This is a genomic window from Rhizobium indicum (assembly GCF_005862305.2).
GTDB lineage: Bacteria > Pseudomonadota > Alphaproteobacteria > Rhizobiales > Rhizobiaceae > Rhizobium > Rhizobium indicum.
On the sequence record NZ_CP054025.1, the window covers coordinates 252050 to 271654 of the forward strand.

Consider the following 19605-nt stretch of genomic DNA (forward strand, 5'->3'; position numbering starts at 1 on the left):
TAAATTATGGAGACCGCATTGAAAAACGAAAATAAGGTTGCGCTGGTTACGGGTATAACTGGCCAGGACGGTGCGTATTTGGCCGAATTGCTCCTGGAGAAGGGCTATAATGTTCACGGCCTCAAGCGACGCTCATCGTCGTTCAACACCAGTCGCATCGAGCATCTATACGAGGATCCCCATGTCGAAAATCCTCGCTTTATTCTGCATTACGGGGACATGACCGATTCAACGAACCTCATCCGCGTCGTTCAGGAAACGCAGCCGGACGAGATCTACAATCTCGCCGCACAGAGCCACGTTCAAGTCTCTTTCGAGACGCCGGAATATACGGCTAACGCCGATGGAACCGGCACCCTTCGGCTCCTTGAAGCAATTCGCCTCCTGGGACTGACCAAGAGGACCCGCTTCTATCAAGCGTCCACCTCAGAGCTCTACGGCAAAGTTCAGGAAGTCCCGCAGAGCGAAACGACGCCCTTCTACCCTCGATCCCCCTACGCCGCGGCCAAGCTCTACGCCTATTGGATTGTGGTCAATTATCGCGAAGCATATGGCATGCACGCCTCGAACGGCATTTTGTTCAATCATGAAAGCCCGATCCGCGGCGAAACATTCGTGACGCGCAAAATCACCCGGGCGGCGGCTGCGATCCATCTTGGGCTGCAGGAAAGGCTCTATCTCGGCAACTTGGACGCCAAGCGCGACTGGGGACATGCGCGAGAATATGTCCGCGGCATGTGGCTGATGCTGCAACAGGATGAACCGGAGGACTATGTCCTTGCGACCGGCGAAACGCACTCGGTTCGTTCCTTTGTCGACAAGGCCTTTGCCCAGGTGGGCATGCCGATTGATTGGCGTGGGAACGGGGTTGAGGAAAAGGGATACGATAAGACATCCGGCAAGTGTTTGGTGGAGATCGATCCAGCTTACTTCCGTCCGACCGAAGTTGATCTTCTGATTGGCGATCCGACGAAGGCGCACACGAAGCTTGGCTGGAAACATGAGACCAATCTTGATCAGCTGGTTGCGGAGATGGTTCGCGAGGATCTGAAACTCATGGCACGAAATGTTCCGTCGGTCGGTGTAACTAAAGGTTTTGCCTATGCCTGAGGTGATTTACAGCCTTGCCGGAAAGAGGGTCTATGTCGCCGGCCACCGCGGAATGGTGGGCTCTGCGATCGTGCGGCGTCTCGCTTCCGAGGGCTGCGAGATTTTGACGGCCACCCGCGCCGAGGTCGATCTCAGACGGCAGGAGCAGGTGGAGGCCTGGATGAGTAAGCATCGTCCCGATGCTGTCTTCCTGGCTGCTGCGAGGGTCGGCGGTATTCTCGCGAATGCTACCTATCCGGCCGACTTCCTTTACGACAACTTGATTCTCCAGGCGAACGTCATCCACGCCGCCCATAGAACTCAAGTCGAAAAACTGATGTTTCTGGGCTCGTCCTGCATCTATCCGAAATTCGCCGATCAGCCGATCGTTGAGGACTCACTTCTGACCGGATCGCTTGAGCCCACGAATGAATGGTATGCGATCGCCAAAATTGCCGGATTAAAGCTCTGCCAAGCCTATCGCAAACAGTACGGTAGAGATTTCATCTCGGCCATGCCTACCAATCTTTACGGTCCAGGCGACAATTTTGACCTCGGGTCAAGCCATGTCATGCCAGCGCTCATACGCAAGACACATGAGGCCAAGGTCAACCAGCAACAAGAGATATGCGTCTGGGGTACCGGCACGCCGCGGCGCGAATTCCTGCATGTTGACGATTGCGCCGACGCCTGCGTCCAGCTCATGAAGACCTATTCCGCCGAAAGTCATGTGAACGTAGGTTGTGGCGAAGACATTACCATCCTCGAATTGGCATACCTCGTCTCCGAGATCGTTGGTTTCGAAGGCAAGATCACGCGCGACCTCACCAAGCCAGATGGCACGCCACGTAAACTCCTGAGCGTCGACAAGCTTCGCACTCTCGGCTGGTCTCCTAAGATAGGTCTGAAGGAGGGTATCGCAGATGCCTATCGCTCCTTCCTTGATGGCCATCATCTCGAACGCAGCGACAGAGCTACGTCCGGCGACTTGATCGGTCAAAGCGACATCAGTTTCGAGAAAGCGAAGGGTTCGGCGCCGCATGCGCCCACGCTCTCGACCGTTGCGCATCATCCCTCGCCATAGGGAATTTGCACGAGGGATAACAGGGTTTTGTCTCGGGGGGACGCATATGCTGGGACGGCGCAAATAATGCAGCCTGTAGACATCAGGATTGCAGCGCTCATTTTCCTGATAGTCGCGTGGGTGATGATTATCGGTGCAGCAATGGATTTTTTCGCGGTCGAAATGCCGATATCGCTTGTCGCGCTATTAGGCAGATAGTCCACATCGGACGGCTCCACCGGGCCTTACCTTCAACCTCATCGCTTGCAGTCGCCACATCGACGGTTTCGCCGTTCTCATCGCCTCGGTAATTTCGCAGAAGATAGGCGAAGCGTAGAACCCGGCTGACATCGGCACTGTGAACGCCGAAATGCGGCACGGCGTTGCTGACGCTGGAGCAGGTTTCATACAGAACTTGGAGGTAGAGATGCTCCTTCGCGGCCAGGCTGACGAGCATCGGGTATCGGCGACCAGTCCGACTGAATCTTTCCATTGTGCTCACCCAGCTTGGGCGACTTGTTGTGAGATGTCATCGGGATTCCTGAAAAGATGATCGGTGTCCGGATGCCCGGTACTCCGTCATTCATGATCGCCATTCCGCGGTGCTCAACTTGCGGATCCGCGAAAACGTCTTTCACCGTGTTGATCGGCCCAGCGGGCACGCCCACACGTTCAAGTTCGGCGAGCAGATCGGCGCGATTAAAATGTTTCGTCCGCGCCTCTAGAATGGATGTCAAATCGGCTCGATGATGTACGCGGTCTGCGTTTGTCTTGAAACGGATGTCGTCAGCCAAGCTCGCTATCTGCAGAACATCGCAAACCCGAGAGAATTGAGCGTCATTGCCACAAGCGATGATGACGCTACCGTCGGAGACCGGAAATACCTGGTAGGGCGCAATGTTAGGATGCGCATTGCCAAGCCGTGTCGGTGACTTCCCGGACGCAAGGAAATTCATCGCCTGATTGGCGAGCACTCCCACGGCACTGTCCAGGAGAGCCATATCTATGTGCTGGCCCTCTCCCGTGGCACTGCGAAGAAGCAAGGCTGCTTGAATAGCAATGACCGAATAGAGGCCTGTGAATATATCGCCGAACGCCACGCCTATTTTTTGAGGCTCCCGACCGGGCTCGCCGGTCAGATCCATGATCCCCGCCATGCCCTGAACGATGAAATCGTATCCGGCACGTTCGGCATAAGGGCCTGACTGGCCAAAACCGGTGATCGAGCAATAAATTAGACGCGGGTTGATCCGTTTGAGGCTCTCGTAGTCGAGGCCGAACTTCTTAAGCCCACCAACCTTGAAGTTCTCGATGACGACATCGGCATTGGCAATCAGTTCGCGAACTTTTGCGGTGTCTTCTTTAGACTTGAAGTCGGCGGTGATGCTGAGCTTTCCTCGGTTGCAACTATGGAAGTAGGCCGCGGCGACATCATTTCCATCTTCGATAAAAGGAGGGCCCCAGCGACGTGTATCGTCGCCCTCTGGGCTTTCCACCTTGACGACCGTCGCTCCCAAATCCGCAAGGGTCTGACCTGCCCAAGGGCCAGCCAAAATTCGCGCGAGTTCCACAACCCGGATGCCTTGAAGCGGAAATTGCATCGATACTCCTCTTAAACTCTCATAGTCAAAAGCAGCCCGCAATGGCTGCTACATATTCGGATAGACCGGCCCCTCGCCGCCCTGCGGCGGCACCCAGTTGATGTTCTGGTTGGGATCCTTGATGTCGCAGGTCTTGCAGTGCACGCAGTTCTGGGCGTTGATGACGAAGACGTCCTTGCCGTCCTTCTCCACCCATTCATAGACGCCGGCCGGACAGTAACGCGTCGACGGGCCGGCATAGATGTCGTGTTCCGAACTCTTCTGCAGGTTCATGTCCTTGACCTGCAGATGCACCGGCTGGTCTTCCTCGTGATTGGTGTTCGACAGGAACACCGAGGACAGGCGATCGAAGGTCAAGACGCCATCGGGTTTCGGATAGGCGATCGGCTTGTGCTGTGACGCCGGCTCCAGGCTCTCAGCATCGGTCTTGCCATGTTTCAGCGTGCCGAAGACGGAAAAGCCGAACAGCGTGTTGGTCCACATGTCGAAGCCGCCAAGCGCCACGCCGAGTGCCGTGCCGAACTTCGACCACAGCGGCTTGACGTTGCGGACGCGCTTCAAATCCTTGCCGATGTCACCCTTGCGCCATTCATTCTCGATCTCGACGATCTCGTCATGGCTGCGACCGGCGGTAATCGCGGCGGCGATCTTCTCGGCCGCGAGCATGCCCGACAGCACCGCATTGTGGCTGCCCTTGATGCGCGGCACGTTGACCAGACCGGCCGAACAGCCGATCAGCGCCCCGCCGGGGAAGGAAAGCTTCGGTACCGACTGGTAACCGCCCTCGGTGATGGCACGCGCGCCATAGGACAGCCGCTTGCCGCCCTCGAAGGTGGTGCGGATCGCCGGATGGGTCTTGAAGCGCTGGAATTCCTCGAAGGGATAGAGATAAGGGTTCTTGTAATTGAGGTGGACGACGAAGCCGACGGCGACCAGATTGTCTTCCAGGTGATAGAGGAAGGAGCCGCCGCCGGTCTTCATGCCGAGCGGCCAGCCGAAGGAGTGCTGCACCAGGCCCGGCCTATGGTTTTCCGGCTTGACCTGCCAGAGCTCCTTGATGCCGATGCCGAACTTTTGCGGTTCACGGTCCTTCGAAAGATCGAACTTGGCAATCAGCTGCTTGGCGAGCGAGCCACGCACACCCTCACCGATCAGCACGTATTTGCCGAGCAGTTCCATGCCGCGGGTATAGTTCGGGCCGGGCTCGCCGTTCTTCTCGATGCCCATGTCGCCGGTGGCGACCCCGATGACGGCACCTTCGTCATTGTAGAGCACTTCGGTTGCGGCAAAACCCGGATAGATCTCGACCCCGAGTTCTTCGGCTTTGGTCGCCAGCCAGCGACAGACGAGCCCAAGCGAGACGATGTAGTTGCCGTGATTGTTCATCAGCGGCGGCATCAGCATATTCGGCAGGCGAACAGAGCCGGCCGGACCGAGCAGCAGGAAGTGATCTGATGTGACCTTGGTCTTGAACGGATGCTCGGCCTCGTCGCGCCAGCCGGGCAGCAGCCGGTCGATGCCGATCGGATCGACGACGGCGCCAGAGAGAATATGCGCGCCGACTTCCGCGCCCTTTTCGAGAACAACGATCGACAGCTCCAGATTGACCTGCTTCAGCCGGATCGCCGCCGCAAGACCGGCAGGACCAGCGCCGACGATCACAACGTCGAATTCCATCATTTCCCGAGGAGTGTCATTTCGTTCACTCATAATACCCCGCCTAAATTGTCCATGCTTTAGAGATGCCGGTGGCCGCTACAACGCCTATCGCGTGGGTCGCGGTGGATCGCACCTGTAATCGTAAAATCCCCTGCCCGCCTTGCGCCCTAGCCAGCCAGCTTCCACGTATTTAACCAGCAGGGGGCAAGGACGATATTTGCTATCGGCCAATCCTTCATGGAGCACCTGCATGATCGAAAGGCATGTGTCCAACCCGATGAAATCGGCCAGTTCAAGCGGCCCCATCGGATGATTGGCTCCGAGCTTCATCCCTGTATCAATTGCCTCTACGTTGCCGACCCCTTCATACAAAGTGTAGATGGCCTCATTGATCATCGGGATAAGAATCCGATTCACGATGAAAGCTGGGAAGTCCTCGGAAACTGTCACGCTTTTGCCAATTGAGACGGCAAAGTCCTTGGCTGCGGCAAAAGTCTCTTGGCTGGTTCCGATACCGCGAACAAGCTCAACCAACTTCATGACCGGTACTGGATTCATGAAATGAACTCCCAAAAAGCGATCTGGCCGGTCCGTGGAGGCAGCAAGGCGCGTGATGGAAAGAGAAGATGTATTGGTTGCCAGGATTGCTTGAGGCTTCAAGACTTTGGAAATGTCCCTGAAGACAGTTGTCTTGAGGGCTTCATTTTCGCTTACAGCCTCAATGACCAGGTCCGCATCCGCCAAATCTGAAAGCGCAAAAGCTCCTCTGATGCGAGAGACAGCGCCCTGAGCCTCACTCTCTGACATCTTTCCCGTCTGCGCCTGGCGGCTGAAATACCTGGCACCACCTTCGACGCTCTCGCTGACCCGATTTTCGGCCACATCATAAACCAACACCTGGTATCCATGTTTTGCCACGGCCTGTGCGATTCCGCTGCCCATCTGTCCTGCACCGATGACTGCGACGGTTGAAATATTGGAAGCCATAGGCATGTCGCCTTTCGGTAGATCGGAGGGAAAGTGAGGGGCGGCCTGTGCCGGAACCGATGCTCAGCATTGATGGTTCGCCACCCCGGCCCGACCGCTTTCACCGCCGGACCGCAATTAAGGCCCTGTTCCTTAGAAGAAAGCCTGGATACCCGTCTGCGCACGACCAAGGATCAGCGCATGGACATCATGAGTGCCCTCGTACGTGTTGGTCGTTTCCAGGTTCTGCGCGTGGCGCATGACGTGGTATTCGATCTGGATGCCGTTGCCGCCGTGCATGTCGCGGGCTTGCCGGGCAATGTCCAACGCCTTCCCGCAGTTATTCCGTTTCACGATGGATATCATCTCGGGAGCCATCTTGTGTTGGTCCATCAGCTGGCCGACGCGCAGGGAACCCTGAAGCCCAAGCGTAATCTCGGTCATCATGTCGGCTAGCTTCTTCTGGTACAGTTGCATGCCTGCGAGCGGCTTGCCGAACTGCTTGCGGTCCAGCCCATACTGGCGTGCGCGAAACCAGCAGTCCTCCGCGGCTCCCATGACGCCCCAAGAAATGCCATAACGAGCGCGGTTGAGGCAGCCGAACGGGCCTTTGAGGCCGGAGATGCCCGGAAGAAGTGCGTCTTCCGTAACTTCGACGCTGTCCAGTACAATTTCCCCGGTAATCGAGGCACGCAGCGACAGCTTGCCACCAATTTTCGGAGCAGAAAGGCCCTTCATGCCCTTTTCAAGCACGAAGCCGCGGATTTCGTTGTTATGAGCTTCCGACTTTGCCCAGACGACAAAGACGTCTGCTATGGGCGCGTTGGAGATCCAGGTTTTGGAGCCCCGCAGGCGGTAGCCGCCTTCGATTTTCTCGGCGCGGGTCTTCATACCACCCGGGTCGGAGCCTGCGTCGGGCTCAGTGAGGCCGAAACAGCCGATGAGATCGCCGGAAACGAGGCCCGGCAGGTACTTCTTCTTCTGTTCGTCGGAGCCGTAGGCAAAGATCGGGTAGATGACCAGCGAGGACTGTACGCTCATCATCGAGCGATAGCCGGAATCGACGCGCTCGACTTCGCGAGCGACCAGGCCGTAGGCGACGTAAGATGCGTTGGCGGCGCCATATTCTTCCGGAAGCGTTACTCCGAGCAGACCTGTCCGGCCCATCAGCTTGAAAAGCTCAGGCTCTGTCGTTTCATCGAGATAAGCTTCCTGGATGCGCGGCATAAGCTCGGATTTTGCAAAGGCCGCAGCTGAGTCGCGGATCATCCGCTCATCTTCCGTCAATTGATCATCGAGCAGAAAAGGGTCGTTCCAGGAAAAGGCCAAGGGGGGTCGTCCTCCGTTTGAGGTTTTGGCAGTTCGAAGTTTCCGGAATTATCGCTGGCGGCTCGCGAAGGACAAGCACCGTTTACTCATCGGGCTATGAGCTATAGTAATAGGTCATGGTGAACCTTTCTAGAAAACTACTTCCGTCCACTTCTGCTCTCGCGGCCTTCGATTCTGTCGCGCGATTGGGCAGCTTTTCCGCTGCGGCGGAGGAACTTTCGCTGACGCAGGGAGCGATAAGCCGCCAGGTATCTGGGTTGGAGGAACAGTTGGGCATTTTACTATTCGACCGAACCAGTCGCGGCGTAAATCTCACTGAGGTAGGCGCAGAATATTCGAAGACGATCGCCGGCGCCTTGGCACAGATACGTTACGCATCGCTTCAAGCCATGACTAAACAACATAACGATCAGCTTAATCTCGCGATTCTGCCGACTTTCGGTACCCGCTGGTTGATGCCGCGCATGCCGCAATTCGTCGCTCGCCATCCGGAGATCACATTGAATTTCGCCACGCGTATCGGCGTCTTCGATTTCGACCGGGACGGCATCGACATGGCAATCCATATCGGCCAGCCCAATTGGCCGGGCGCAGACTGCACATTTCTCATGGATGAGATGGTGGCGCCGGTCGCTTCACCCAGCTTCCTCAACTCGCATCCGATCGGCAAGGCGGAAGACCTGCTACACATGCCACTGCTGCATATGGCATCTCGACCCGGAGCCTGGAACCACTGGTTCGAGAGCCTTCGAATTGCAGCAACTCCCTCTCAAGCCATGCGGTTCGAGCAGTTCGGCAGCGTGGCGCAAGCCTGCATCGCGGGACTTGGTCTGGCGCTAATGCCACTCTTTCTGATCGACTCGGAACTCGCCAGTGGTCAGCTCGTCGAAGCCTTTCCCCATCAGATTAAGAGTCCCAGCGCCTACTATGCGGTCGCACCGCTCAGCAAGACGGATTTCCGTCCAGTCGCCGCGTTTCGCGCCTGGTTGCTGGAGGAAATCGGCCGCTACAAGGAAGGTGTCGTCGAGCGGTAATCGATCCTGGGGAGCACAAGGCTACGGCCGGGAACCCGGTGTGTCGGCCTTGACTCGAGCCGGAAATGCTGTCAGTTGATGCTAACGTTAGCATTCGATGTGTTTCGTATGAACGTCGTTTCAGGAAGAAAAACATGCATGGTAAGCGGCTCTCAGCCAGTAGGGCTTTGGTGAAGGACGTTCAGTTACTTGGCCGCCTTCTGTGCAATGCCATCGAGGCAACTGATGGCAAAGATGTACGAGAGGTCGTCGAACAGGTCCGAACAATCTCTGTGAATGACCATAGGAAGGCATGCTCCCGCCTATACGACAAGCTGACCCCATTCTGCGCAGAAATGACACTACCGACTCTGAACCGCGTCATCAGGGCATTCAGTCAGTTCTCGCAGCTCGTCAATATTGCCGAAGACTGTCATCAAGCGAGAATACAGCGGCTTGGTATTGTTGATGGAGCCTCTGAAATTCCCGGAACGGTCACCCGATCGCTTTCCGTCCTTGCGGCCGCCGGGGTGACTTCCCAGGACCTACGCACACTCATATCAGGGTTGATCATCTCACCGGTGTTCACGGCGCATCCCACGGAAGTGCGACGCAAGAGCGTCATCGACATCGAGCAAGAGCTTTCAAAGTGCCTGTCGCAGCTCGACCAGGTCGGCCTGACAGACCAAGAGATAGGTTCCCATCAGAAGGATCTCGAAAGAGCGACCACGACACTTTGGCAAACGAATAGTTTGCGAGGGCAAAGTCTAAGGGTTGTTGATGAGATCCTCAATGGCCTGTCCTATTACGACAGTACGATCTTAAGGGTGCTTCCAGAGGCTTACGAAACGCTGGAAACCCAGTTGCGAGCCGCTCCCTGGAACTTCGGCCAGGAGGCGCTGCCGCCATTCCTGCGTATGGGCTCCTGGATCGGCGGCGACCGGGATGGCAATCCCTACGTTAATGGCGAGACCTTGAGAGAAGCGTTACGTCTTCAAAGCGAGAGAGTCTTCTCGTTCTACCTTGGCGAACTCCACAGCCTTGGAGCTGAGCTCTCTCTGGATGATCGGTATGTAAACGTATCAACGGACCTTCGTCGCCTCGCGACCGACTCGCCTGATCGATCGGAGCCGCGCCGACACGAACCCTATCGCTTGGCCATCTCGGGCATGTACGCTCGGCTAGCGGCCACGGCCCGCAAGTTTGGAAGCACAGAGCTGGTTCGCAAGCCTGTCGCCACTGCCCCATGCTATGTCAATCCCGATGAGTTCAGCAAGGATTTGGCGACGATCAGCAAATCCCTCACGGCGAATGGGGCTGCAACCATCGCCTCCGGCAGATTACGAAAGCTGCAACGCGCAATCGACGTGTTCGGATTTCACCTTGTGAGCCTCGATCTGAGGCAAAATTCCGAGGTTCATCAGCGCGTTGTGCATGAGTTATTCGAAACCGTCAGGCCGGGTACCAACTATGAATCGCTCTCCGATGCCAAGAGGATGACATTGCTCACAGAGGAGCTCAGATCGTCTCAGCTGTTGATCACACCGCTCAAGGCCTATTCTGCGGAGACGACGTCCGAACTATCTGTCCTGCGTGAAGCCGCAGAAGCTCACAAGCGCTATGGCTGCGGCAGCATCCCGAACTACATCATTTCGAAAGCAGGAAGCCCATCGGACATCCTCGAGGTCATGGTACTCCTCCGAGAGGTAGGACTGTATAGGCCCGATGAGCCAAAGGCAGCATCCGTAAACATCATACCTCTTTTCGAGACGATCTCGGACCTCAGAAACTCCCGAGATGTGATGGAGACCACCCTGGCTGTCGACGGGTACCGAGCGTACGTGAAAGCGCTCGGCAATAGACAAGAGATCATGCTTGGGTATTCCGACAGCAACAAGGACGGAGGATACCTTACCTCCGGATGGGAACTCTACAAGGCGGAGACTGCTTTCATTCTGCTTTTTGAGAAAGAAGGCATTCGCCTGAGTTTATTCCATGGTCGCGGTGGCTCCGTCGGCCGTGGAGGCGGTCCCAGCTATGAAGCGATCACTGCCCTGCCCCCGGGTGCAGTAGCCGGTTCGATTCGAGTGACCGAACAAGGTGAAGTGATCGCGGCGAAATATTCCAACCCGGACCTTGGACGTCGAAACCTTGAACTTCTGATCGCAGCGACACTGGAGGCTTCTCTTCTGCCGTCCGACGCGCAAGAGCCCAAACCGGGCTACCTCGATGCCATGGAAGAACTGTCGGAACTTGCGTTCGACAGCTATCGCTGCCTTGTCTACAAGACCGACGGTTTTGAACGGTTCTTCTGGGAAGCCACGATCATTGGAGAAATCGCAAAGCTGAACATTGGCAGCCGTCCGGCATCTCGCAGCTCGTCAGGTCGCATTGAAGACCTTCGCGCAATACCGTGGGTGTTCGGCTGGTCGCAGAGCCGGATTATGTTGCCCGGTTGGTTTGGGTTCGGCTCTGCTGTCAAACAATGGCTTTCGTCACATCCCGACGGTCTGACGACCCTTCAGGCGATGTATCGCCATTGGCCTTTTTTCCGAACATTGATCGCCAACATGGAAATGGTCCTGGCCAAGACAAACCTGGCCATCGCCACCAGCTACGTCGATCTTGTCGCCGATTGCCCGTCCCACGAAACCATTTTTGCCCGCATAAAAGACGAATGGGCCGATACGGTGGGCGCCCTTCTCGGCATCACGGAACAGACTTCGCTCCTGGAGAATAATCCAGCGCTTAAACAGTCAATCTATCACCGCTTTCCATGCCTTGATCCTCTGAACTACATGCAAGTCGATCTCCTTCGTCGTCATCGCGCCGGAGAACGCGATCACGACACCGAAGAAGCACTGCATCTAACCATCAATGGCATTGCGGCCGCCCTTCGCAACAGCGGGTGACCAAACAGTGGAGCCGCGTTGTATCCGCCTATTTTCCTTGACCATAACAGGCATATTGCGCTAACGTTCGCACAGATACAGGAGGACTCTTCATGACACGCACCGTGCTGTTGACGGACTATGCATGGCCGGATGACAAGGTGGAGCGGCAGACAATCGAAGGCGCCGGTTTCAGCCTGGTCAGCGGTCCCGCCAAGCCAGCTCCAGCTGCTGAAATCGAGGCATTGGCAGCTCAGCATCAGCCGGATGCGATTTTGACCTGCTGGGCTGAGGTCAGCGCCACCGCAATAGCGGCGTCACCTGCCCTCAAAATCGTCGCGCGTCTGGGTGTCGGATTGGACAACATTGCTGTCGATGCGGCCACAGAGCGCGGCATCTGGGTCACCAACGTGCCCGATTATTGCGTAGCAGAGGTTTCGGATCACGCCGTCGGATTCGCCATCGCTTGGGCTCGTGGTCTCATCCATTTTGACCGCGAAGTGCGTTCCGGGCGTTGGGATCCTGCCTCCGCCAATCTCCGTAGGCTGTCGGAACTCACCTGCGGCATCGCTGGCTTCGGTCGTATCGGTCGTGCGACCGCAGCAAAGATGCAGGCACTAGGATGCCGGGTATTGGCGCACGACCCCTACACGTCCAATGCTCCCGACAATATCGAACTGGTCGATTTCGAAACCCTTCTTGCCAGCAGCGACATCGTCGTGATCCACACACCGCTGTCGCCTTCAACGCACCACCTGATCAATCGGGACGCGATCTCAAAAATGCGTCGGGGCAGCCTGTTGATCAACGTCAGCCGAGGCGGCGTCGTCGACACTGCCGCCGTCATCGAAGGACTGGCCTCCGGCATTTTAAGCGGCGTCGGCCTTGACGTCCTCGAGGATGAGCCGCGCATTCCGCCGGAATTGATTGCTCACCCTGGCGCGATGATCACTCCGCATGTCGCTTTCTCTTCGGACGCATCGCTTATCGAGCTGCGCCGACGTGCCGCGGAAGAAGTTGTCAGAGTTCTCTCTGGAGAGATGCCTGAACAGCCCCGTAACAGCCCCCGCCGTTAGTGCCTCATAGGATCTTCAAATTCATGTCTGCAGCTGAGACGACGATTTTCGATGACTTCTTGCTGAGAAGCGGGCTGAAAGGTGCTTCGGAAAAAGCAGCATACAAGCCTCTGACGGGTGGTGTTTCTTCGGACATCTATCGGGTCGAACTTCCTGGGCGGATTCTTTGCGTAAAGCGTGCCCTCGCCAAGCTGAAAGTGGCTGCCGATTGGCACGCGCCGGTGTCTCGAAATGAGTACGAATGGAATTGGATCTCGTTCGTAGCTCAACATTTCCCCTCCGCTGTTCCGAAACCTCTCGCCCATGACGCATCGTCTGGCGTGTTTGCGATGGAATTCCTTCCCGGCGAAGAGTATCCGCTCTGGAAAGCCGATCTCCTCCAAGGCCACGCTGATCCAAAAGCGGCAGAGATTATTGGGCGACGGATCGGACAGATTCACTCTGTGAGCGCCCGCACACCCGGGCTACCGGCGAAATTCGACTCCGGCACCAACTTCTATGCTCTGCGGCTTGAGCCCTACCTGGTCGCAACCGCTGACAAACACCCCTTCGTCGGCGACCGCCTTTCAGACCTCGTGGGCCGCACTGCCGATACGAAGCTGGCACTCGTTCATGGTGATGTTAGCCCGAAGAACATTCTGCTGGGCAAGAGCGGGCCTGTCTTCCTGGATGCGGAATGCGCATGGTTTGGCGATCCCGCCTTCGATCTCGCCTTCTGCCTAAACCATCTCCTTTTGAAAAAGCTCGTTGTTGAGAAGGCGTCCCCTGAACTCGCAGCCTCCTTTGCGGCGCTGTCGTCTGCGTATCTCAACGAGGTCGATTGGGAAGATCGTGAAGCTGTCGAAGCTCGAGCAGCAAGTCTCCTGCCCGCCCTCTTCCTAGCCCGCGTCGATGGCAAATCGCCGGTCGAGTATGTGACGGAAGAAAGCCAAAGAATGCTTGTTCGCAAAACGGCTATCCCGTTGATCGCGTCACCCCGCACAAAACTGGCTGAAATCGCGCAAGCCTGGTTTTCCTAATACGGAAAAGCTCCGCCAACAGCGCGGCGCCACTCCGCGGAGCGATGACAGGTCGTCTTGCTTGCTCTGCCGAGCTCAACAGACAATGGTAGATGTCATCGACGCCCGAGGCAGAATTTGTGCAAAAGCCAGCAGGAAATAACTGCTTGCCTTCGGCTCTCCGCGACGCGCCGCGGCGAGAAACGAATTTACTTCCAGGAATGATCCGGCGCAAAGCAGATCGACTTCATCGATCGAAAAGATCGGTTAGAGCACCAGCGTCAAAGAGAGGCCGTCGCCCTCTTAGAGCGACGGCAGTCGACCAGCCATTCACGGAGGTTTCGGTATTGTTGGCTCACTTGAACCGAGCGAGCCACACCTCAAACGCGGCCAGAAAGGTTTCGATGAATTTCTGCGTCCCTTCGTTGAGAATCTCCCCATTATCGCCCACCAGCTTGTCCGCCCCGCTGAGATATACTTCCGGCTGCGGCAAGGTGGGAACGTTGATGTTGGTGAGAATAACTCGGAGCTGAAGCGCCGCGACGGCACCACCAATGAGACCGGGAGAAGCGCTGGTTATTGCGCCGGGTTTATGGTCCCACACGCTTTTTCCGTAGGGCCGAGACCCGACCTCGATTGCGTTCTTCAGAACAGCAGGTACCGACCTGTTGTATTCAGGGGTCACAAAAATCACCCCGTCGCAGCTTTTGATACGTTCGCGAAAAGACGTCCATGCCACAGGAGACGTCTCGGCGTCCAGGTCTTGATTGTAGAGCGGGAGATCGCCGATCGGCACGATTTCCAGATTTAAATTGTCCGGCGCCACTCTCTGCATCGCACGAGCCAATTTCAGGTTGATCGAAGCCTGTCGAAGACTACCGACCAAGACCGCAACATCTTTCTTGGACATGTTTTCCCTTTTCGCGTCGGGGGCGTCGGCCGGAGCCGACGCCAGCACTTGTTATCAATGCGACGTTGGAACCGGAGGAATGATGACGTAATTGCTGAAGCCGCCATCGCGTTCGCCGATGCCGGAAATCGCTTCATTCACCCGCTCAAGAGGATAGATTTTGTGCTCAAGGTACGAAAGGTCCAGCGCACCCGTCGCCACCATATCCGCCATTTCCTGCCCTTGCGCAGCGGTGAACCAATTGGAACCGATGAGCTGGACTTGCTCGTCCATCAGCCACTTCACGTCGACCGGAACATCCTCGGAGACCCCGCCAACGACAACCACGCGACCGCCCCGACGAACGCCGCGCATGGAGTCGATCATGGTAGATGCCGGTGCCCTGGCACCCAAAGCACTGATAACGAAGTCGGCGCCTTCGCCGCCGGTCTGGGCCTTCGCCCATTCTCCGGTCGAGCCCTCCCCGAGCACGATCGTGTCGATACGATCAGGGGCGATAGCCTTTATGCGATCGAGCAGTTCCTTGCTTCTGCCTGTTCCAAGGATCTTGGAAAGACCCATTGCGAGGCCGAGCTTCGTTGCGGCGAGGCCAAGGGTGCCAGTGATCCCATCGATGAGGCCAACCTGACCAGGCCCAGCTTGCGCATTTTTCAGAGCGCCATAGGAAGTACCGAGATAGCCGAAGCGGCCCGCCTGTTCAAAGCTAAGGTTGTCCGGCAGGCAGACAAGTGAATATTCCGGCGCGGTCATGTACTGGCTGAAACCGCCATATGGGTAAAGGTCGAAGATCCTCTGACCATCGCGGCTGGTACTGAAGTAGCCGTTCAAGGTATAGTAACGGCATTGGCTGCGATGGCCGGACCGGCACGCCTTGCAGGAACCACAGGACCTGAGTGGGCTCACATAAACCCGGTCCCCGACCCTGACATTCGTAACCGCCTCACCAACTTCGGCAACCACACCGGCAGGGTCCAGGCCAAAAACAGCCGGAAGTTTCGGCAGCGGCTGGTGCGGAAACCACGTTGGCCAGTTATTAATGACATTTGCCATGTTCGGAACGATACCGCAGGCCCTGACCTGTACAAGGACGTCGCTGGGCCGGGGCTTCGGAACCGGGATCTCGTCCAACGACATCGGCTGATGCAGTGCATGCAACCGAGCTGCGATCATAGTCTTAACCATTAACTCCTCCATAGGGCGCACCGGCCGGGCCTCGCCCGACCGACTGCATCTTTGCTGTTTCATAAAAGTTTGCTCGGCAAAGCACCGAAGCAATATTCGTTAGGGTGCGAGAAACTTCGCCTCGGCCGGACGGAATTCGGTGGGCCAAACGGTGACCCAATCATTTCCTTGGACCTGCTTGAGTTTCGTCGACTGCTTCCCGGCATTGAATTTGCCCTCGAAGGTTCTCGGGCCTACGACGGTTTCCACCGTATTGGACCGCAGCCAGGCAGCCATTGCTGCATCGTCGAACTTTCCTGCGCCTTCTGCCGCCGCGGCAAGGATTTGCCATGCAGCGAATTCGACAGCAGCCTGATATTCGGTGCGCGGATACGGGAAACCTGCAGCCTTCGCACTGTTGTTGTAGGCGGTCACGAACTCCTGGGCACCCGGATACGAAAGGAAGGGCTCCTGCGCTTCAAACCAGGTCAGCGAGGTCAAACCGTTGGCCTTGGGATGGGCGGCAGTCGGGCCTGGAGCCGGGAAGAGATAAAATTGGTTCCTCGGCTGGTAGTCGATGCGGCTCATTGCATCGAGGAGCTGGACGGCCTCCATACCAATGGCACCTGACCACAGTAGATCCGAATCGGCTGCCTTGATGCGGTTTGCGATTGCGCCGAAATCCTTCGTGCCGAACTCGTACTCAAGGCTGAGAACATTCTCGATTCCGCGCCTCTCGGCAACTTCTTGCCCGCCCTTTGCGATCGTCAGCGCGGAGGGGAACTTGCTGGTGATAAATGCGATCGTCTTCGGAGGGTTCGGAAGGCTCGTATAGGCATCCAAAACCACTTCCGAGTCCGTGAGATGGGGTTCAGGTCCGATCGGAAGGGACGGGAATTGCAGTGGATATGGCGCGAGACTCGGGTCACCCAAGCTGCTCTGAATAAGGAGTTTCTTGAAGCGTTGAGCGACACCCATCGCCGCAATGATCGAGGACGTGCCATAAGGGCCCATCAGCAGATCAACCTTGTCGGCAGTTACCAGGCGTTCGTAGAGCGTGCGAGCGTTCGCAGGAAGCGACTGGTCGTCGAGCAGAACGAATTCTACTTTGCGGCCCAGGATACCACCCTTGGCATTAATCTGCTCGACAAAGACATTCGCCGCGAGCTTATGGATTGCGCCCACGCCAGCAAGCGGGCCTGTCAACGGTAGCGTGCCACCTACCCGGATGGGCGTCTCCTGTGCAAACGCGCTTGGCATCGAGCTAAAAACTGCCGCTGCTGCTGCAGAACCCAGAAACGACCTTCTGTTCATTTTAATGGAATTCACACTCATCTCATCCTCCCAGATGCATCCAGTTAACTACATCGCAGTACAGCGGACTTGGCATTAGTCCCCACGTCGTCCGCCGACACATCGACGGCGGTATTGTCAGCCCTTTGTGAGGCCTTCGGCGTAACGCTCCAGCGTCATCGGGTTCGGCAACTTTTCGGGGTGCTCCAGCCGTACCCCTGTAAAATCGCTGGCCTCGAAGTACCATTTGGAAACCGCAGGCAGGCCCCAATGCACATTGGTGCTCAGTGATGCCGCGTCCCAACGGATCGGTTCCAGCTCGACGTCAATAGTGGTGTAATGATTGTTGAAGAACTCGACTCGATGCCCATCCGGATCGCGCAGGTAGACAAACAGGACGCCTGACGGACCGTGCCGTCCCGGTCCGCGTTCTACGTTCTCGGCATATCCGTAACGGCTGGCAAAATCGCACACGGCGAAGATGTCGCTGCTCTCCGAAACAATATAAGCGAAGTGATGCATTCTTGGTCCGACGCCCGGCACCAGGGCCAGATCCAGACATCCGCCCTTGCGATACATGAAGTTCGCAAGGAGGTCATCGCCAGCCGCGATGTACTCTGAAGTCCGGAAGCCCAGTTCCCCGTAGAAGGCGCTCAGGGACAACGGATCAGGGACAATGACCTGGCAGTGATCCAGACCTTGAGCCCGTGCACCGCGATGCTCATGCACCTCCAAAAATTTACGGGGATGGACAGTCATCGAGGCGCAAAGTTCGATGCGAGCGCCTGCAGGATCACTTACCAGAAGGGTCCGCCCTTGGTTTGGAACGTCAACCCACTCCGCCGGGAGGCCCTTTTCGTCAAAGAATACTTTGGCTTTGTCGAGGTCCTCCTCCAGAAACACCCGATAACCAATTCGTTTGCAAGTCGGCCTCCCCTTGGCCGGCGAAAGAACGAGACTGTGATGGCAGGCCTCGGACAATCCGCGAAGATAAGAAACGCCATCCGCGAATTCGGTTTCAACCAAGCCTCCGACGTTCACGTAGAAATCGCGGCTACGTTCAACATCATTCACCTCAAGCACAATGTGGCTGAAGCGTGTGATGTTGAAAGGCGGCTTCAAATTAACAGCCGGAAGCATATCATCCTCATCCATCTTTGCGAACGTTAGCATAAAAAGGCCGGTTTGTTTGTCAACGCTTGTTTTTGAGTGAAATGCACATTTGGCCCATGGAATGTCATCCCACCGCAGCCGCTGAGACCGGGTTTTCAGCCAGGTTCAGTGCCGACCAGCCAGCAAACACGGCCTCCTTTCCGAGCACTTCTTCGATGCGAAGAACCTCATTCCACTTGGCCATGCGTTCGGAGCGAGAGAACGAGCCGACTTTGAGTTGCTTCGCGCCCCAACCCACCGCCAAATGAGCAATTGTAACGTCCTCGGTCTCGCCAGACCGAGCGGAAACGATAGTTCGGAAGCCGGCATTCTTGGCGACAGACAGCGCCTCGAAGGTCTCCGTAATCGTTCCAGCCTGGTTCGGTTTAATCAGAACCGCATTGACGCTGCCCGTCTTGATCGCCTCAGTAACTCGCGCGGCATTCGTCACGAGGAAATCATCGCCAATGATCTGGCAACTGGAGCCGTACCGGGAGGTAAATTCTTCGAAGCCCGCCGGATCATCCTCGGCGAGTGGATCTTCAATCGATACGATCGGATAGGCCTTCAGCCACCCACCGAGCATTTCAATCATGTCGGCGGTATCAAGCTTTCTGTCTTCCAACGCCAGCGAATACTTGCCGCCACGACCGAACTCAGAGGCCGCGATATCGAGTGAAATTGCGACCTGACTGCCCGGCTTCAAACCTGCGGCTTCGATCGAACGCACCAAGGTATCCAGCGCCTCTTCGTTGTTTGCGAAGGCGGGCCAGTAGCCTCCCTCGTCCGCTACACCCTGGAGCTTCCCGGCGCGTTTCATGATGTCCCCGGCCGCACGGTATACCTCAGCGGTCCACTCCAGCGCCTCCGAGAAAGACGAGGCAGCGGGGCACATGATCATGAAGTCCTGCACATCGACGCGGCGTGCCGCGTGTGCCCCACCCCCGAAAATCTGGATTTCCGGCAGTGGCATAATGACCCTTCCGTCGGGGCCGGCAAGATGCCGCCAGATGGGATGACCCGACGCAGCAGCAGTGGCGTGCAGCAGAGCCATCGACGTGGCAACGGTCGCATTTCCTCCCAGCCTGCTCCGGTTCGGAGTACCGTCCAGCTCGATCAGGGCATGGTCGAGTTCGGCTTGGTCTTTAGCGTCGCGACCAATCAGCAAGGAGGCGATTTCGCCGTTTACGGCAGCCAAAGCCGTGTTGATGCCCAGGCCACCAAGGGCACTACCGCCGTCACGAAGGTCGAGGGCTTCGCCAGTGCCGGTCGACGCCCCCGCGGGCGCAATGGCCCTGCCGGTGACGTTAGAAGCAAGTGTGATCTCCACTTCGACTGTAGGCCTGCCGCGGGAATCCCAGACGCGACGGCCCTGTACTTTTCGAATTTCGGTGCTGCTCATGT

General features: G+C 57.0%; 15 protein-coding genes. 6 read left to right on the plus strand and 9 right to left on the minus strand.

The features are described 5' to 3' along the window. Positions 1-6: 6 nt before the first annotated feature. Complete coding sequence (gmd, locus tag FFM53_RS34515) at positions 7-1110, plus strand: GDP-mannose 4,6-dehydratase (protein ID WP_138390051.1); 1104 nt, start codon at positions 7-9, stop codon at positions 1108-1110. Beyond that, on the plus strand, positions 1103-2173 hold the full coding sequence (fcl, locus tag FFM53_RS34520) for a GDP-L-fucose synthase (RefSeq protein WP_138390050.1): 1071 nt from the start codon (positions 1103-1105) through the stop codon (positions 2171-2173). Before gmd ends, fcl begins: the two co-directional genes overlap by 8 nt. Before the next feature lie 383 nt (positions 2174-2556). On the opposite strand, the gene FFM53_RS34525 is transcribed toward fcl, so the two are convergent. From FFM53_RS34525 to FFM53_RS34540, 4 genes are all read right to left on the minus strand, one after another. Further along, positions 2557-3753, minus strand: coding sequence for a CaiB/BaiF CoA transferase family protein (locus FFM53_RS34525; protein WP_138390049.1), 1197 nt, complete (start codon positions 3751-3753; stop codon positions 2557-2559). Between the two features lie 48 nt (positions 3754-3801). Further along, on the minus strand, positions 3802-5463 hold the full coding sequence (locus FFM53_RS34530) for an electron transfer flavoprotein-ubiquinone oxidoreductase (protein ID WP_138390048.1): 1662 nt from the start codon (positions 5461-5463) through the stop codon (positions 3802-3804). Between the two features lie 54 nt (positions 5464-5517). Beyond that, on the minus strand, positions 5518-6405 hold the full coding sequence (locus FFM53_RS34535) for a 3-hydroxybutyryl-CoA dehydrogenase (RefSeq protein ID WP_138390047.1): 888 nt from the start codon (positions 6403-6405) through the stop codon (positions 5518-5520). A 126-nt stretch (positions 6406-6531) separates the two neighbouring features. Next, positions 6532-7647, minus strand: a complete 1116-nt coding sequence (locus tag FFM53_RS34540; RefSeq protein WP_246413395.1) for an acyl-CoA dehydrogenase — start codon at positions 7645-7647, stop codon at positions 6532-6534. A 176-nt stretch (positions 7648-7823) separates the two neighbouring features. On the opposite strand from FFM53_RS34540, the gene FFM53_RS34545 reads away from it, so the two are divergent. The 4 genes from FFM53_RS34545 (at position 7824) to FFM53_RS34560 (ending at position 13706) form a co-directional block, all read left to right on the plus strand. Continuing rightward, the gene (locus FFM53_RS34545; protein ID WP_138390045.1) at positions 7824-8741 is read left to right on the plus strand and encodes a LysR family transcriptional regulator; all 918 of its coding nucleotides are present in this window, start codon (positions 7824-7826) and stop codon (positions 8739-8741) included. Positions 8742-8875: 134 nt separating this feature from the next. Continuing rightward, positions 8876-11632 carry a phosphoenolpyruvate carboxylase gene (gene ppc / locus FFM53_RS34550; protein WP_138390044.1) on the plus strand — a complete coding sequence of 919 codons (2757 nt, stop codon included), beginning with the start codon at positions 8876-8878 and terminating at the stop codon, positions 11630-11632. Between the two features lie 92 nt (positions 11633-11724). Next, complete coding sequence (locus FFM53_RS34555) at positions 11725-12687, plus strand: C-terminal binding protein (protein WP_138390043.1); 963 nt, start codon at positions 11725-11727, stop codon at positions 12685-12687. A gap of 23 nt (positions 12688-12710) precedes the next feature. Continuing rightward, positions 12711-13706 carry a phosphotransferase family protein gene (locus FFM53_RS34560; protein WP_138390042.1) on the plus strand — a complete coding sequence of 332 codons (996 nt, stop codon included), beginning with the start codon at positions 12711-12713 and terminating at the stop codon, positions 13704-13706. Between the two features lie 334 nt (positions 13707-14040). Here FFM53_RS34560 and FFM53_RS34565 read toward each other — a convergent pair whose 3' ends face one another. The 5 genes from FFM53_RS34565 to eno form a co-directional block, all read right to left on the minus strand. Further along, entirely contained in the window at positions 14041-14595 is a 555-nt protein-coding gene (locus FFM53_RS34565; protein ID WP_138390041.1) for an NADPH-dependent FMN reductase, read from the minus strand. 54 nt (positions 14596-14649) lie between these two features. Next, complete coding sequence (locus FFM53_RS34570; protein WP_138390040.1) at positions 14650-15777, minus strand: alcohol dehydrogenase catalytic domain-containing protein; 1128 nt, start codon at positions 15775-15777, stop codon at positions 14650-14652. Between the two features lie 99 nt (positions 15778-15876). Further along, positions 15877-17091, minus strand: coding sequence for an amino acid ABC transporter substrate-binding protein (locus FFM53_RS34575; RefSeq protein WP_173883706.1), 1215 nt, complete (start codon positions 17089-17091; stop codon positions 15877-15879). A gap of 96 nt (positions 17092-17187) precedes the next feature. Beyond that, positions 17188-18189, minus strand: coding sequence for a VOC family protein (locus FFM53_RS34580; RefSeq protein ID WP_138390072.1), 1002 nt, complete (start codon positions 18187-18189; stop codon positions 17188-17190). Positions 18190-18286: 97 nt separating this feature from the next. After that, positions 18287-19603, minus strand: coding sequence for a phosphopyruvate hydratase (eno, locus tag FFM53_RS34585; RefSeq protein ID WP_138390071.1), 1317 nt, complete (start codon positions 19601-19603; stop codon positions 18287-18289). Positions 19604-19605: the final 2 nt, after the last annotated feature.

Coding starts and splice junctions, on each gene's coding strand:
- FFM53_RS34540 (WP_246413395.1), bottom strand. CDS start 7,647: ATGATCCGCGACTCAGCTGCGGCCTTTGCAAAATCCGAGCTTATGCCG.
- eno (WP_138390071.1), bottom strand. CDS start 19,603: ATGAGCAGCACCGAAATTCGAAAAGTACAGGGCCGTCGCGTCTGGGAT.
- ppc (WP_138390044.1), top strand. CDS start 8,876: ATGCATGGTAAGCGGCTCTCAGCCAGTAGGGCTTTGGTGAAGGACGTT.
- FFM53_RS34530 (WP_138390048.1), bottom strand. CDS start 5,463: ATGAGTGAACGAAATGACACTCCTCGGGAAATGATGGAATTCGACGTT.
- FFM53_RS34575 (WP_173883706.1), bottom strand. CDS start 17,091: ATGAGTGTGAATTCCATTAAAATGAACAGAAGGTCGTTTCTGGGTTCT.
- FFM53_RS34525 (WP_138390049.1), bottom strand. CDS start 3,753: ATGCAATTTCCGCTTCAAGGCATCCGGGTTGTGGAACTCGCGCGAATT.
- FFM53_RS34580 (WP_138390072.1), bottom strand. CDS start 18,189: ATGCTTCCGGCTGTTAATTTGAAGCCGCCTTTCAACATCACACGCTTC.
- FFM53_RS34565 (WP_138390041.1), bottom strand. CDS start 14,595: ATGTCCAAGAAAGATGTTGCGGTCTTGGTCGGTAGTCTTCGACAGGCT.
- FFM53_RS34570 (WP_138390040.1), bottom strand. CDS start 15,777: ATGGTTAAGACTATGATCGCAGCTCGGTTGCATGCACTGCATCAGCCG.
- fcl (WP_138390050.1), top strand. CDS start 1,103: ATGCCTGAGGTGATTTACAGCCTTGCCGGAAAGAGGGTCTATGTCGCC.
- gmd (WP_138390051.1), top strand. CDS start 7: ATGGAGACCGCATTGAAAAACGAAAATAAGGTTGCGCTGGTTACGGGT.
- FFM53_RS34545 (WP_138390045.1), top strand. CDS start 7,824: ATGGTGAACCTTTCTAGAAAACTACTTCCGTCCACTTCTGCTCTCGCG.
- FFM53_RS34535 (WP_138390047.1), bottom strand. CDS start 6,405: ATGCCTATGGCTTCCAATATTTCAACCGTCGCAGTCATCGGTGCAGGA.
- FFM53_RS34555 (WP_138390043.1), top strand. CDS start 11,725: ATGACACGCACCGTGCTGTTGACGGACTATGCATGGCCGGATGACAAG.
- FFM53_RS34560 (WP_138390042.1), top strand. CDS start 12,711: ATGTCTGCAGCTGAGACGACGATTTTCGATGACTTCTTGCTGAGAAGC.